The organism is Salinimonas profundi (assembly GCF_014750655.1).
In the GTDB taxonomy this organism is placed as follows: domain Bacteria; phylum Pseudomonadota; class Gammaproteobacteria; order Enterobacterales; family Alteromonadaceae; genus Alteromonas; species Alteromonas profundi_A.
Genome location: NZ_JABBXD010000014.1, coordinates 60974 through 77302, shown reverse-complemented (window position 1 = coordinate 77302; position 16329 = coordinate 60974). Strand labels below are relative to the sequence as shown.

At 50.7% G+C, this 16329-nt stretch carries 11 protein-coding genes; 2 read left to right on the top strand and 9 right to left on the bottom strand.

Annotated features, from left to right (window positions below; translation table 11 throughout):
• Positions 1-863: sigma 54-interacting transcriptional regulator (locus HHX48_RS19100; RefSeq protein WP_191026589.1), on the bottom strand; the 863-nt coding region annotated here is incomplete at its 3' end.
• 194 nt (positions 864-1057) lie between these two features.
• Here HHX48_RS19100 and hmpA point away from each other — a divergent pair.
• Together hmpA and HHX48_RS17295 are read left to right on the top strand one after the other, a co-directional pair.
• Positions 1058-2248 (top strand): NO-inducible flavohemoprotein, encoded by a 1191-nt coding sequence (hmpA, locus tag HHX48_RS17300; protein WP_191026588.1) that lies wholly within the window; start codon positions 1058-1060, stop codon positions 2246-2248.
• Between the two features lie 397 nt (positions 2249-2645).
• Positions 2646-2906: a DUF4282 domain-containing protein gene (locus HHX48_RS17295; RefSeq protein ID WP_191026587.1), complete on the top strand. Its 261-nt coding sequence runs from the start codon at positions 2646-2648 to the stop codon at positions 2904-2906.
• A 42-nt stretch (positions 2907-2948) separates the two neighbouring features.
• On the opposite strand, the gene HHX48_RS17290 is transcribed toward HHX48_RS17295, so the two are convergent.
• The 8 genes from HHX48_RS17290 to xylB form a co-directional block, all read right to left on the bottom strand.
• The gene (locus tag HHX48_RS17290) at positions 2949-4430 is read right to left on the bottom strand and encodes a tryptophan halogenase family protein (RefSeq protein ID WP_191026586.1); all 1482 of its coding nucleotides are present in this window, start codon (positions 4428-4430) and stop codon (positions 2949-2951) included.
• A gap of 7 nt (positions 4431-4437) precedes the next feature.
• Positions 4438-5472 (bottom strand): cupin-like domain-containing protein, encoded by a 1035-nt coding sequence (locus HHX48_RS17285; protein ID WP_191026585.1) that lies wholly within the window; start codon positions 5470-5472, stop codon positions 4438-4440.
• Entirely contained in the window at positions 5465-6232 is a 768-nt protein-coding gene (locus HHX48_RS17280; RefSeq protein ID WP_191026584.1) for a SapC family protein, read from the bottom strand. The genes HHX48_RS17285 and HHX48_RS17280 overlap by 8 nt, the downstream gene beginning before the upstream one ends.
• Positions 6233-6428: 196 nt before the next feature.
• Complete coding sequence (locus HHX48_RS17275) at positions 6429-9506, bottom strand: TonB-dependent receptor (protein WP_191026583.1); 3078 nt, start codon at positions 9504-9506, stop codon at positions 6429-6431.
• Between the two features lie 223 nt (positions 9507-9729).
• Positions 9730-11427 (bottom strand): glycoside hydrolase family 9 protein, encoded by a 1698-nt coding sequence (locus tag HHX48_RS17270; protein WP_191026582.1) that lies wholly within the window; start codon positions 11425-11427, stop codon positions 9730-9732.
• Positions 11424-13352 (bottom strand): sialate O-acetylesterase, encoded by a 1929-nt coding sequence (locus tag HHX48_RS17265; protein WP_191026581.1) that lies wholly within the window; start codon positions 13350-13352, stop codon positions 11424-11426. The genes HHX48_RS17270 and HHX48_RS17265 overlap by 4 nt, the downstream gene beginning before the upstream one ends.
• A 65-nt stretch (positions 13353-13417) precedes the next feature.
• The gene (xylA, locus tag HHX48_RS17260) at positions 13418-14737 is read right to left on the bottom strand and encodes a xylose isomerase (protein ID WP_191026580.1); all 1320 of its coding nucleotides are present in this window, start codon (positions 14735-14737) and stop codon (positions 13418-13420) included.
• A 115-nt stretch (positions 14738-14852) separates the two neighbouring features.
• The gene (xylB, locus tag HHX48_RS17255; protein ID WP_191026579.1) at positions 14853-16310 is read right to left on the bottom strand and encodes a xylulokinase; all 1458 of its coding nucleotides are present in this window, start codon (positions 16308-16310) and stop codon (positions 14853-14855) included.
• Between the last annotated feature and the right edge of the window lie 19 nt (positions 16311-16329).

Below are 16329 nucleotides of genomic sequence, written 5' to 3'. Positions count from 1 at the left end.
CCGCCGTCTGCTAACAGAAATTTGCCCTGGCGATCCTTATCCGCATTCGTAAACGCCCCTTTAACATGGCCAAATAGTTCACTTTCAATCAGGTGGCGCGCAATGGCAGCACAGTTGACATACACCAGTGGCTTGCTTTTTCGGTTTGATTGCTGGTGCAAAGCGCGGGCAACTAACTCTTTACCCACCCCGCTTTCACCTTCTATCAGAACGGTGAGCTCAGAGGAGGCGGCCAGTCGGATAGACTTTTTCAAGGATTTTATTACGTTGCTGGTACCTATCATTTCAGCACTGTTGTGCTCATCCGATGTATGCTCGCTAATGGCTTGCAGAATATGTTGCGCCTGATTGCTTTTACTTTGCAGTTGCTTAATGGTCAAACATGTTGCTAAAAAACCTGAGGCGAGTGCTGCAACAGGATCCAGGGTTGTGTTATCCAGTAAATCAAATTGATTCGGTGCCACACTATCGAGTGTTAGTACGCCCAAAAGCTGACTGTCTTTGTATAGTGGGATACCCATACAGGAATGTACGGTGAAGGTATCGTGGTTACAAATCATACCATCGTAAGGGTCGGGCAGAGTGCAGTCGGCGGTAAAACGAACCGCTTTATGTTCCCCACAGATGACCTTCAGGCGGGGGTGTTGATGAATCAAAAAACGGCGCCCCATGACATCTGGGCTGATTCCGCGCTGCGCCACGGGGATTAGCGTACCCTGTTCATGAAGTAACAGCGCAACCGCGTCACAATTGATAGTTGCACAAATTGCGGCAATTAATTTTTCAAAAGAATTTTCTTTGGTGACCGCACCTGATAAATCCAATACAAAGTTGATTAAAGCGTGGCTGGATATTCTATTCATTTTTTCTGCACCGCCAAATTGGCGTGTCATTTTGACACAAAAGAAATCAAATGACATTTTTTGCATGTGTCATTTTGACACTATACAGTTCATATTTTTTTTAAATTCTTGTTTCTTAATGGTTATTTTTATGGCACGCGTTTGGCAATTGCTTTAACAAAGCAATATTTATTTTCCAACCAAAGAGCACCATAATGTTATCAAAGACTCATATTCAGACCGTAAAAGCGACTATTCCATTACTTGCCAACGCAGGAACCGCTCTCACCACATATTTTTATGAGCGCATGTTTACACATAATCCCGAGCTTAAAAATGTGTTTAACATGACCCATCAAAAAACCGGCCGTCAGCCAGCAGCACTTTTTGACGCGATAGCGGCCTATGCCACATACATTGATGATCTGGATGTATTAGAAGATGCGGTGATGCGCATTGCCCACAAACATACCAGCTTTAATATCCAGCCTGAGCAATATGAAATCGTCGGTCACCATCTGATTGAGACATTGCGAGAGCTCGCATCTGATGATTTTACTCCCGCGGTTGAAGAGGCGTGGGTAGCAGCTTATGGTCAGCTGGCAGGTATTTTTATTAAGATAGAAGGCGATCTTTACCAACAGCGCGCGGCAGCAGAAGGCGGCTGGGAAGGATTCAGGGAATTCCGGATTGCAGCGAAATCGCCTGAGTCCGATCTTGTCACCAGCTTTGTGTTTGAGCCAGTAGATGGCAAAAAAGTCATTGATTTTCAGCCAGGGCAATATATTGGCATTAAAGTACACCCTGAAGGCAGTCAGTATGAGGAAATTCGTCAGTATTCGCTTTCAACAGCACCCAATGGAAATACGTACCGGATAAGTGTTAAACGAGAAGGTGACGATAGTACAGCTGGTGTGCTGTCGAATTATCTTCACAATCACCTAAGTGTAGGTGATATCGTTGAGCTGATGCCGCCCGCCGGGGACTTTTATCTGAAGCAATCAGCATCGCCGGTCGTGCTTATCTCGGCCGGTGTTGGACTGACTCCCATGCAGGCAATGTTAGACACGCTGGCACAGCAGCAATATCGTTATCCGGTTAGCTATCTTCATGCGTGTAAAGTCCCTGCGCAACACTCTTTCAAACATCATGTCGAAAGCCTGAAAAGTGTATTGGAGATGCAGGTGTATACCTGGTACGAAAACGCCCCAAGACTCAACGACGGGGAGTTTGAAGGCACCCTGCAAATTGAAGTTATCCATGACCAGCTTCCGTTCAACAGCGGCGAATTCTACGTTTGCGGGCCAGTACCATTTATGCTTTCTGTCAAACAGCAGCTCGTAAACGTTGGGGTTGATAATGACCGCATTCACTATGAGTTATTTGGTCCTCATCAAGATTTATAACGCAATATTTTAGGCACAAAGGTCAATAGCCTCCGTGCCTTTATTTGTTTCTAAAAAGTAACCGTTAGAGATTAGCCTGATTTATTTTGAGGGCTTCAAACACGGTTTAATAAAACCAATATTTACACACATTTTGTGCGCCCCTTTTAAGGTATGCTCTTGTGCACCTGGTTATGCCTACCTATACGCAATATTGTGTGCACGACTATATAAGTCCCTGTTATATATGGCGCTCTCTGCAGGCGTGCCGCTGAATAATTGCTTACCTGGCTTTGTGTCAGAAGCTCATCTTTATGCCGTGTGCAGGACAGGAGATTACAACCCCCTTAATTTGTGAGACTTATTCGCTGCGAGTCTGATTAAGGTAATTTTGCAGCATTAATTAAAGGAATAATTTATGAAAAACTTATTTTTCTTCGACTCGATGATCACGCCCAAAATCATAACGTTTATTTATTGGTTGCTTCTTGTATCGGCAGTTGTGTCAGGTTTATCTTTTATGTTTGGCGGGTATAGTGGGATGACGTTTGGCTCTTTCATTGGCGGTTTGCTTATCGTGGCGGGTGGCGCATTGGGCGCAAGAGTTTGGTGTGAACTGTTAATAGTGCTATTTAAAATCAACAGTAATTTACAAAAACTCTCAGACTCCTCTCAGTAACATCTTTGAAAAAAGGGCTGACTAAGCCCTTTTTTTAGCGCCTTATTTACTTGTTTGACAATACCCTTTCACAAAATCAGCGTGTTCTGGCAGCGCTTTGACTGCAGCAAGTACCCGTTCGCGCTGCTGTCGTAGTGAGTTTTTAAGCTGGTCTTCCAAGAGCATGGTCGCAGCCGGATGATAATGGGTTGGGGTGATACCCTGACCCAGCATCACCTGGGTCCAGGAGTCCACACGAAACAGCTCGTTTTGTTTTTGAAAGGCGTGAGCCTGCTCTTTGAAAAGGGTAATACGACTAGCCAGTGAGTCGGGCACTTGCATGTCTTTACAATGCTGCCAAAACGGGCTGTCGTCGCGTTCGGTCACATGATAATGCAGAATGATGAAGTCGCGGATTCGCTCGAGCTCGGCCTGGGTCTGGCTGTTATATTCGTCTATCAGCGCCGGGTCGTGACCGCTATGGGGAAACAGCTGCATAAAGCGTGTAATGCCCATCATGACCAGGTGAATGCTTGTAGACTCCAGCGGCTCCACAAACCCACTGGCTAAGCCCAGAGCAAGGCAGTTACGATGCCAGGCTTTTTTTCGTCTTCCGGTTTTAAAGCGCAATGTTTTAGGGGCAGTAAGCGGTTCACCTTTAACGTTCTTTAACAGGGTGTCACGCGCTTCGTCGTCGCTCATAAATTTACTGGCGTACACCAAACCATTGCCCACCCGGTGTTGTAGAGGGATCTCCCACTGCCAGCCGGCGTGATGGGCCGCGGCGCGCGTGAAGGGCGGGGCGGGCTGAGTGCTTTCAGTTTGCACGGCGCAGGCGCTGTCGCACAGTAGCCAGTGCGACCAGTCCTCAAAACCGGTTTCTAACGTTTCTTCAATCAGTAAGCCTTTAAAGCCGGTGCAATCAATGAAAAAGTCACCATCCACCACCTCGCCGCTTTCAAGGTGCAGGGCGCGGATGTCGCCATTATCATGTTGGGAAACACTGCTGATAACACCTTCAGTGCGGGTAACATTCAGCGCACTGCAAAACCGCTTTAGAAAGCTGACATAGTCGCCGGCATCAAGATGATACGCATACTGAATATTACTTTGTGGCGAGGTTGCGAATTTATGCTGGCGGGCCGCTTCAAGTTCAAAACAGTAATCGCCGTATTTACCTTCCAGACCCTTTTCTTTGGCGCTTAAGAAAAAGTGAACAAATTCCGCCAGCCAGCTTTGCTGACCGGTCACGCCAAAAGAGTGGATATAGCGTTCACCAACATGCCCCCAGTTTTCAAACTGGATTCCCAGCTTGAACGTGGCAGAGGTCGCGCGCATGAACGCCTGTTCGTCAATCTGCAACAGCTTGTGAAAGGTCCGCAAAGGCGGGATCGTCGCTTCACCGACACCGATAGTGCCGATAGTTTCTGACTCAATCAGCCTGACATCCACCAGCGGCCCCATTTTACGCGCCAGCGCGGCCGCGGCTATCCAACCGGCGGTGCCGCCACCGGCAATCACAATTTTCTTCGGCGTTGTTGTCATAATCTTACTACTTGTTGAGTTGATTAATGATGATGGCCCGCAAGCGCCGGGCCTGGAGTTCGTCTAATTCGGCAAGCACCCCCTGACCCGCTTCAGGAATATGCACCGATGCATTATCGCTGTTCCCAAATACGTAGTAGTCGAATAATGCTTTAAAAGCGGCTTTTTCGCGCTCAGGCCGATCACGTATGGCTAACATGGCATGAAACAGGGCCGGCATCCCGTGGCCAAGAAAGGCAGCGGCCTCGCTCCACCAGAAGTTGACCAGAATATTGAAGTCGCTTAACCCCTCTACCTGATGCCACCACATGCTGGGAATAAAAATACCATCGCCAGGACCCAGTTCGGCAACCTGCGCATGCCCGATGGCCTCTTTGAATCGCGGAAAACGTGCATAGTCAGGGGCGTGAAAATCTACCATGCTGATCATCTGGCCACCGGGTGTTTTTTCCACTGGTCCCGGATACAGATTTTCAACCTGCTCAGGGGGAAACACTACCACGCGACGTTTACCTGCCACGCAGCAGGCGATATTTTCGTTACAGTCAAAGTGGCAGGACGCCAGAGACTGGTTACCTACCCAGATGCTTACCAGCGGCTCGTCACTGCCGGTGGGGATAAGTTGTGGCGTCTGGCTGAACTGCAAATCAGGTTTAAGGCCCGGAAAGTACGTATCCACCGGCGCAGAGGCCATATATAACGATTTGTCCTGTGGTCGGGTAAGCAGCTCATCCAGAAAGTCACTGACATTTTGTCGCACGCTTTCATAATTGAGAGATGCCGCATCCTGCTCATAAAAATACCGGCCTTTGATCGCCGAGGATGCCCGATACACCATGGAGGGACGCCCGTTATAAAACCCGGACAAATAATCCACCGCCTCGGCGGGGGCACGTTTAGCGTGGCTCAAAAGTGGCCAGTGACTGGCAATGCCGCGCAGGATGAGCGGTGAGGCCTGCTCAGTGAGTTCAGACAAAGGCGGGGCATCACCGGCGGCGACTTCCTTTACGCGCTGGCTGATAGCATGTACCGCTTCAGGCATTGGCGCGCTGCTCATACTGTAGGCGGATATTTTTCAAATCCACCAGTGTCTGAATATTACCCAGGGATGATAAGGCCAGAAACAAGCCCTGCAGAAACCCCTTTTGATGCAGGGTATGCAAGTCATCTGCGCTTAAGGCGGCAACCTTCTCCTGACTGATTGCGTAGTAACCACTTACTTTCAGCGGGGAGCCATCGGCAAGCTCAATATCGATATTTAACGGCTCGAGCAAGTCCAGCGAATGCCAGGCGCTGACCATGGCTTTGGTCGCCTGCATGCCCTGATGAATAACGTGTAGCACAGACGCAATACGGTTCAGATAATCAGAATTGCCGCCTTTGGGCAAAAATAAGGGAGTCCCGTTTTGTTCGCTTACCCGTGGGCTGGTGGTATCGATATGCACCATCACTTCCTCACCATCACCATGCAGACCAATGGCAAAAGGGCCGCGCGCGATGACCGCAGGCACATAATCTGTCGCCCAGCCATTGTGCGAACGAAGACTTTCATAAGTGTTGGGCAGTGTTTCGTTTAAAAAGAGGTTTTCGTTACGTTCCAGCCCCAACAGTGCTGTCATCGTAAAGCTATTGGTGTCCTTATCCGGGTAAAACAGCACCGGATAATGCTTCATGATGTCTGCCAGTTCAGTGGCAAAAACCGGTACAGACGTCACGTTATCGCCAAATTCGGCCCGGTACTGATTGATCACCCGTATATCTTTGTGGGTGACATTATCCAGAAGGGTGTAGTTATTATTCATATTTCTGCCTTTTTAAAACCTGCGCCCCGCGCTGCCCACCTTTTACCTTTTATCAGGATTTACTTTGTGCGGGAGTGAATACTATCTAATCACATTCTGCAGCGGGTATCACCTGCGTATTTGGGCTTTTGGGCGAGCGCACAACGCACAAAGGCCACCGAAGTGGCCTTGCGTTTTAATACACTATTTCAACAACTTAAAATGTATATCGTGCGCCAAGATTATATCGTGCACCCAAGTCTTCCAGGTACCAGAGCTGATTAGGTGTACGACCATGCTCCCGGCTGTTTTCACCGGTGATATTGATACCTTCAACAAACACTGACAGGTGCTCATTCACCTCGTAGCTTACGTTTGCGTCTATCTGATAATAGTCTTCAATATAAGCCGGGTTGTTAGAGCCCTTGTAGTTTGCCCGGTTCAGGTATTTCTCGCGCCAGTTCCACGCTACCCGCGCGGTCCAGCCATAGTTTTCATAAAGCAGAACCAGGTTGGCGGTATCACTTAAGCCGGTCAGGGCAAACTGCGATACATTCGGGTTACCTTCGTTATCAAAACCAATGTCACCGCGTACGATGGTGTAGTTAGCCTGCACCCCAAAACCGGTTTCACCGAAGAAGTGTTGCACCGCGAACTCGCCACCGTACAGTTTGGCTTCCCGATTGTTTTGCGGGTAGGACGTACGGAACACCAGGTCCGGATCGCCTTCTTCAGGAATCAAATCCCATCCGGGAGTTTCACCAAGCTCAAGAATCTGTTCCGCCGAACCGGTGTAGTCATCTGCGCCGTTAGGATATGCCTGCGGTTGTTCCAGCAGTACCATCATGGCAAACAGTGACGTATCATCGACCGCAAAACCTCGATCGCGAAGTGCATTGGCTGCTGCAATAGCGCGTGGGCCTGATGTCTGGTCCTGAATACCGAAGTAGGTGCGATCTTCCTGGCCGGTGCCGATAAAGTTAGATACCCGTTTTTCGAAGAAGCCGACCGACGCATAACTGGTTTCGTCGTAGTACCACTCAAACGAAATATCCAGGTTGTCTGATTCAAGCGGCAACAGCGCGGGGTTTGAGGAACTCGCCGTTGCACGGGCACCGTTTAGGGTGGAGCCGGTCAGACCAAAGTTACTTGGTGATACCCGCAAGTCGCCATAGCCTGCCCGGGCGATGGTTTTACTGTATGAAAAACGCCCTTTCACATCATCGGTAAGCATAATGTCAAAGTCTAAGCTGGGCAGCAGGTTATCGTAATCAGCCTTCACTGAAAGTGGTTGTGCGGTGGTTTCAGGGTTTGTGAAAACACTAAAATCGTTGTTGTTTTCCCAAACCAAATAGCTGGGCGGTGTCACCAGAGAGGTAGAATCCACATCGGTGGTTTCGTAGCGAACGCCAGCCAGAACATTGATTGGCATGTCGTTCCAGTCTGCCTGTACATGCACCTGGAAGTACGCAGCCATAGTGTCTTCTTCTACCGTATCATTGGTAGAAAATACGTTACTGACCCCAAAGTAGTTGGCATCTGACGGATAAAGTGCAATACCTTCCCGGGCCAGCGCAACGGTATCGCCGGTAAAGCCAATACCCTGACTTTCGCCGGGGTTGAAGTCGTCAAACTCACCACCCACATCAATCTGTTCCAGCAAGCCTTCTGAGAATTCACCCGGGTTAGCAATACCCCAGTTACCCAGTGTCATGTTGTCACCAGCTGTCTGGCGGGCATTCATTTCCATGGCGCGGCTTTCCACCCCAAACTGGAATTCACCGTTATCCAGATAATAAGTACCATCAAATTTAAACTGAGTAATTTCGGTGACCTGTGAGGCGTGACGCAGACGCAGGATTGAAGAGCCTACGTCGCCGGCATCCAGTACACCATTATTATTGCCGCGCTCGGAATCATCGTAAACGTTGCGATACGAAGGTAGCTCACGACCAAACCACCATTCGCGAGATGCCACAATCGGCGCACCCAGGCCAACAGCGATTTCACCGGATGCCAGGTTGTCACTTGGACCACTTGGCAAACTTTCCATTTCAGAATTGTGAACATCAAAATTCAGCTTTAATGAATCGCTGTAGAAATATTCAAAATTCAAACCCAGCGAATTCAGTGTGTTTGTTTGTTCACGGTATTGCTGTTCAAAACCTTCATCCACGGTGCCATTGTAGTTCTCTGCAATGTAGATAGGCGTGGCCACCGGGCCATCATCAAACTCAACCTGTGTAATGTTGGTGCCGTTTTGCACCCAGTTTGTAATTTCACCACGGTGCTCGTTAACTTCGTTTTCTGCGAACAGATAATCCAGCGTCGCGGTCATATTGTCTGCTGGCGCGTATTGCAATGTGATTTGCGCATTTTTACGCTCACGCTGACGATCTGAAAAGGCATAGCGCAAATCGTTAGGACGGGCATAAAGCTGACCCACATCCGGCGCGTTCTGATAGACCGACATGTCAGCGTTGTTAAACAGCGTATCAGGATCGTTAGGGTCGCCCCACTCACCGATATTCCAGTCGTTAACGGTGGCACCAACGTAACCTGAGTCACGCTGCTGAATAATGGCAGTGACATTCACACCAAATTTGGCATCATCATCTGTCCAGTTAACGATACCGGACACTTCAGGGGTAACATCGTCGCCTACGCGATTTGTCGTATCGTGTACCGCTTTGGCAGCCACTGAAGCAGTAAAGCCGGGGTTGTTTAGCGGGCGCGCGGTTAAAATGTTGATGGTGGCACCAATACCGCCCGTGGCGATATCGGCTTTACTGGTCTTGTAAACCTCAACCGCTCTGACACCCTCTGATGCCAGGTTAGCAAATGAGAATGCCCGGGTACCGCCGCCGCGAGTTGTACCATCGGCACCGCTACCGCCACCATAAGTCTGCGCGGCAGGCATCATTCGGCCATTGAGCGTGATCATGTTGTTGTCACCGCCAAAACCACGCACAGTAACTTCGTTACCTTCACCGTTGGTTCGGCTGATGGATACACCGGTAATACGCTGCAATGATTCGGCGAGGTTGGTATCCGGGAACTTACCAATGTCTTCAGCGGATATCGCATCCACAACACCCACAGAATTCCGCTTGATAGACTGCGCCTCTGTCAAACTGGATTTAAGACCTGTGACCTCAATGACCTCAACGGCATCGCCATCTTCTGTGGTGCCATCATTCTGCTGGGCTAATGCCGGCATCATGACGCTGGTACCAAGTAAAACAGAAAGGCTCCGTGTCAGGAGTGACTTTTTAAATGGAATATTTCGTTTCATGTGATTCCCCAATCGTTTCCCTTAAACTTGTTCACTACTGCCTGTGTGTTGTCAGGTGCTCCATTTCATGTGGAAACTGCGCGACACAGAGTAAACGAACTGTTAATGAATGGTAATAAGATGGTGAAGGCAAGCTATTATCTTTTTTCACAATACAGTGTCGATAAATCCTGCAACCGGGAACTTTAACGGATATCGTTCCCGAGCAGGGGTGGAAACTAGCTTATGGCGCTGGATCCGACGTGGCGCTGATACTGGCAAGCACGTACACCAGAGGCGCATTCCAGTTAATGGCCACTTCATTGGTAGAGTAACTGCACCAGGCATCCAGATAAGACATCGCAGGCAGATCAGACGGGTACTTGCACTGATCCTGATGACCGTTTTGTGGGCCACCCACCAGCCAGCCAGGCACCGGGTCTGCGACGTTGTCTGCCTGTGACGGGCGGTGATGTATAAAACGCGGAGAGCGGCTGCCAAAACCGCTAACAAAACTAAAGCCGGTAAGATTTCGCCCGCTGATATAATCCACCAATGCCAGCGAGGCGTCACGGTAGTATGGCGTCTTGTCCAACGCATAGGCAGCTTCCAGCAACATTGCTTTATTCATCATCACAGCATTACTGCCCCACACAAAGTCACTGGTCACTGCCGGCACCCGCAGGGCATGATCTTTCATGATATCGACCTGACGGTTGGCGTAATCAAACAGGGCGGTTTTGACCTTCCGGTAACTGGATGAAGCAAGCAGAGCTGATGCATCATTGAGTACCGACAGGTAGCCGAGGCTTTCCACACTGGCCCAGGATGGGGTCGTCACCGCAGGCAGCGTCTGCACCTGCGCCCGCAACGCTTCAGAATTGCTGGTGCTTATTGCATATTCAATGCGAGCCCAGCGAAACTCATCTTCAAGACGCGTATCTCCATATTCTCCGGTATGCACATTTTGCTCGTTTCTATAGAAGCGCTGCGGGTGTTGCCTGGCCCATTCCAGCGCCTGTCTGGCGGCATCCAGATACATCTCGCGCTTGTCTTCAAATACTCGGGCAGCCACCGACATGACCGCTGCGAAGTTCAGCGTTGCTGCCGTGCTTTTAGCCGTAGCGTACCGGGGTTGGGTAGCCTCGTGCGGCATAACGGGACCGGCAAAATCCAGAGTCGTGAGTTTGTGGTAGACGCCACCGTCGTCAGCCTGCATGGTGACAAGCCATTCCAGATTCCACAGGATTTCATCCAGAATGTCTGCGCGCTCATTCACTGACTCGGGAATGTTCCAGTACCGTGTATTGTAAAAGTCAGGATGATCCAGATAAGCTCGCAGTAATGTGTAGGTGGAGATACCCGAGTTGACCACGTATTTATTATAATCGCCGGCATCATACCAGCCCTTTTGCCGGGGCGATGCAGGCAGGTCGGGTGAATCAAGAACCCCGACGGCGGTGTCCGGATGCCCCGCAGGGCGATGCCATTTACCTGCGAAGGCCGGATCCAGCGCTACCCCTGCCCGGGCAAAGTAAAAGGCTTTGATGGCCGCATCGTGGATGGTGGCATAGTTATCCGGTCGCACAGCAAAGATTCGCGGGCTGGCGCCTTCTACAGACAGGCGGTATTCTCCCGGTGACGTAATGCCGGAAATATCAGCCAGCGCTACTGCTTTACCGGCTTCCTGCCAGGTGCCGCTAAGCTCGGTCTTACTTTTCATCACGGCCTGATTGGTTTTCAGGTCGGTCACGGTAAACGAGCGCACCGTGTCTGATGATAAAACGGCCAGCTTGTTCTGGTGTGGCAGAAAGCCCCATTGGTTGATAAATACGCTGTCCGAAGACGTTGGCGTTTTAAACAGAGGGGCAAAAAATATGGCAATGAGTGCGGTAAGCACCAGCAGCCCGATCAGAATCAGATAAATGCGCTTTTTATTCATCGGTTGGATGCTTCCTGGCGGTTGCTATTCAATTCATATTCAAAAGGGGCCAGTGGCCACCCCTGTGCGTCAGTGATGCTATAAACCGGGTTGTCTGCCCAGGCATAGCGCACGGTAAGCGGAGCACTCACTTTTGGATGAGACAGGGTGAACTGGTTGCCACTGCGCGTCACGCTTGCCCAGTAAAAGCGCCCGTCCTCCCCGGCCAGGGTGAAACCGCTGTGTGGACCGTTCACTTCTCGTAATCCCTGTGGGTCGTCAAGTGTGATAACTACGCTGCTTCCCTGCGACTCAACATGGGTAACCTGTGGTCCGCTAGTATTTACCTTATCCTGATAAACGGCGGCACGCGCCTGCAAGGCAAGCCGCTCGCCAACAATCTGTTTATTAACCGGATGAATATCGTTATATTCACCTGCATCGATGGTGGTAACCAGCCACGCATTGTCATGTTGCGCAGCCCGGGCCTGCTGTGCGCGCAGCTCAGCCCACTGGCTTTCCTGAGGGCTGACTTGCGGGGTCATATAGTTGGCCAGTTGTACGATAAAAAATGGCAGGGCAGGCTGTTGCCATTGGTCTCGCCAGTGATCCATCATCGCTGTGAGCATGTCGGCATAGTGGTCTGGTGTATCGGCATTCGATTCACCCTGATACCAGATCGCGCCAGAAAGCGGAAAAGGGGTGAGCGGCGCGATCATGGCGTTGTACAAGCCCGTAGGTTTCCAGCGTATAAAGGTTTGCACAGGCGCAATATCCGGCATGCTTGCCGCCGGTTTGGCCTGCCAGTCACCAGCCAGAGAAACCCGGCGCTTATCTGTGCCGATAAAATAGGCCTTATCCGGGAAAAACTCAGTGTTGCCGCTGTTACCGGTGATGCGCACGGTAATGACATTGTCACCTTTGCGGATAACCTGCGGTGGCACTTCGTAACGGCGGGGAGGATAGTGATAGGTCGTATTTCCCACCAGTACACCATTTACCCATACTTCGTCGGCATCCCGTATTCGCCCCAGTCTTAAGATGACCGGAGACTGCGGGCTAAAGGGCAGCTTAACCGTTTTTTTCGCCCACCAGCTGCCGGTGTAACCCTCTCGGGCGAAAGGTGGTGTACCGGGCACGGAAAAGGTTTGCCAGTTGGCAAAATCAGTATCCTCACTATACCAGGCCGGTGTTTGTAAGCCGGTATCTTTTTGGGCTAACGCACTGTACCAGATCTCTGCGGCATTCTGGTCATGCTGTTTTGTTTTTTCAATGTAGGTTTCCTCCTTAAACGGGGCGGCCTCTTTAAGTTGTTGGGGGTAGTCGGCCAAAAGCGCCGGATCCATCCAGGCTTCAATAGGGGAGCCGCCCAGCGAGGCATTGATGATGCCGATGGGCACCCCTTTGTATCGGTACAGATGGCGGGCAAAATAAAATGCCACAGCAGACAGTGATTCGATATCCTGTGATTGAGCGCTTTTCCAGTCGGCCGGTTCTGGCTCGGCCAGAGTGCGTGAAAAACTGAACGTGTCAGGAACAGTAAACTCACGAATCAGCGGGTAGTCTGCCAGCGCTACATCCTGGGGATACGCTTCCTCCACTCTATCCATGGTCAGTTCCATGTTGGACTGACCGGAGACCAGATACACATCGCCAAAATAGATATCATCCACCTGCAACGCCACCCCGTCACCGCTGACGCTGAGGGTGTGCGGCCCGCCGGCCGGTTGCTGAGGAAGTGACAGTGACCAGCGACCATCTTTGATTGTGGCGTTACCTATGGGTTGTCCATCCAGCGCCAGCGAGAGTGTTCCTGTCTGATCACTAAATACAATGACCGGTACTGCCGCATCACGCTGCAACACCGCGCCATCAGAAATCAGTGAGTGAAAATGTGTGTCGCTTAGAACCGGCAGGGAAAATAATGTCAGTAGAAAGGCTGCCACGCGCATGCTTCAACCCTTTAACAAAAAAAGGCGTACGACAGTGCCGTACGCCAGATGGGAGATGATTAACGGAAGATGGTGTTATTGACCATGTTTTCCAGCATTTCCTGTTGGCCGGAAACGTGTTTCGGATCAAGGTTTTGCTGTTCGGTGTATTGTGCCAGAGACTCAAGGGTGTAGTCGCCGTTGGCCACTTTGCTGCCAAAGTCCGTTTCCCAGCCCTGGTAGCGTTTTGATTTCGCGTTGTCGATAAAATCGTTTTCAATCATGGCCGCTGCCTTTTTCAGGCCCAGTGCACAGGTATCCATGCCGCCGATATGACCATGAAAGAGGTCCGCAGGATCGATACTCTGACGACGTAACTTGGTGTCGAAGTTGAAGCCGCCTGACGTGTAGCCGCCATTTTTAAGGATTTCATAACAAATCAGAGTCATCTCTTCCACGCTGTTCGGGAACTGGTCGGTATCCCAGCCTAGCTGCGGGTCGCCACGGTTCGCATCAATGGAACCAAAAATGCCCAGTGCAAATGCCGTAGCAATTTCATGGTGGAACGAATGACCCGAAAGCGTGGCATGGTTTGCCTCAATGTTCACCGCAAACTCTTTTTCCAGGCCGAACTCTTTTAAGAAACCGTATACCGTGGCGGTATCATAGTCGTACTGGTGCTTGGTGGGTTCCTGTGGTTTAGGCTCAAGTAACAGCAGGCCGTCAAAGCCAATTTTATGCTTATGCTCAACCACCATATTCATAAAGCGGCCCAGGTTATTGCGCTCGCGCTTCAGATCAGTGTTAAGCAGCGTTTCGTAACCTTCACGACCGCCCCACAATACGTAGTTTTCGCCGCCCAGTTTATGAGTGGCATTCATCGCATGAAAGACCTGCGTAGCGGCGCGGGCGAAAACTTCCGGGTCCGGGTTGGTAGACGCACCAGACATATAGCGTGGATTACTGAACACGTTAGCCGTGCCCCACAACAGCTTCATGCCGGTTTCTTCCTGCTTGGTAGCCAGCACGTCGGTCATCTTCGCAAAATTGTTCACATAATCTTTGACGGTGTCACCTTCTGGTGCCACATCCACATCATGGAAGCAGTAAAATGGCGCGCCTAGCTTAGAAAAGAAATCAAAAGCCACATCAGCTTTTTGTTTTGCCCGCTCCATGGCATCGCCTGACTGCAGCCAGGGACGGTTAAATGTCGGGCCACCAAACACGTCAGCGCCGTCCCAACAGAAATTGTGCCAGTAGCAGCTGGCAAAGCGCAGGTGCTCTTCCATGGTTTTACCCAACACCTTCTCTTTGGCGTTGTAGTGTTTAAAAGCCAGCGGGTTAGTCGAGTCTGGCCCTTCGAATTCAATTGGCGCGATATCGTTAAAATAATTTGCCATGAGTCACTCCTTAGTGAGTTTGTGGCGTATGTGAAACCGTGTCTTGCCATGGTAATGCGCCCATGTTCGACCACAATTATGTTAATTAGATGTACTTTTGTGTTTTTTGGTTGACCTAAAAATGCGGTTCCACCGCAAAATACAGTTCCCTGAATTTCTGACGACGCTTCAGGTAAATATCAAAGTGTGAATTGTCCGGCTCAAAGGTTTTCACCAGCTTGGGAAACGGACAGATATACGAGGGTTTTATTTCAGGATTCATTGCCAGATGGGCCAGACGTGCTGCACCCAGTGCCGGACCGACGTCGCCGCTTTGCCGTAAATTCATGGCCAGGCCGCTTACATTCGCCAGCATCTGGCACCAATAACTGCTTCTGACGCCGCCACCGATAAGACTAATACCGTCGGCCTGCACGCCACAGCCGTGTACTGCATCAATGCCGTCAGCCAGGGCCATGGATACACCTTCCATAACCGCTCTGGCCATATGCGCACGAGTGGTACTGGCAGAAAGACCGAAAAACATGCCTCTGGCAGCAGGGTTGTTATGCGGGGTACGCTCACCGGTCAGATAAGGTAAAAAGTAAGGGGTGGCATCATCATCGGCGCCGGTATTGTTTTCAATATCAGCGGTCAGTTCGCCAACATCTTTATAGCCGGCGTTGGCCGCATACCATTGCAGACAACTGGCCGCGCTTAACATCACTGACATCAGATGCCAACGGTCAGGCAGCGCATGGCAAAAACTGTGTACAGCTGACTCGGCGTTACTGCGAAACTCGCGGGTGACCGCAAAGTACACACCGGATGTCCCCAAAGACAGCATGGCCTGGCCGGGATTGATGATACCGCAACCAATTGCGCCGGCCGCGTTATCACCGGCACCCGCGACAATGGCAACGTCTTTCATTCCCCAACGCTTGCTCAAAGAAGGTAGCAGCGAGCCTGTCACCTGATTGCCTTCATACAGGTCAGGCATGTGTTGTCGGCTTAATCCACAGGCATCAAGTAGGGAGTCACTCCAGTCACGCTTACCGACATCCAGCCAGATTGTGCCAGCGGAATCTGACATGTCACTGGCAAAATCACCACTTAACTTAAAACGCAGATAGTCTTTGGGCAGCAGTACTTTATCAATTCGGAAGAACACATCAGGCTCATGCTTTTTGACCCATAGCAACTTGGGCGCGGTGAAGCCGGGCATCACCAGATTGCCGGTGATATCAGTCACTGCAGGCACGGCCTCGGTGATCGCCGCGCACTCTTTTTCCGTGCGTCCATCGTTCCACAATATGGCGGGTCGCAGCACATTGCCGCCGCGACCCAACAAAGTGGCTCCGTGCATCTGACCAGCCAGACCGATAGCGGAAACTGTTGCCAGATTATGTGCTTTACTGAGTGTATCAAGACACTCGCAGGTGGCATCCCACCAGTGCTGCGGATCCTGTTCTGACCACATTGGGTGTGGCATGGAGACGGAAAGGCTGCTGCTGGCACTGGCCACAAGCTCTCCGTCGGTGTTCGTCAGAATAACCTTCACCCCGGAGGTGCCTAAATCAATACCTATGAACATGTCTTTACGCTGAGATAAT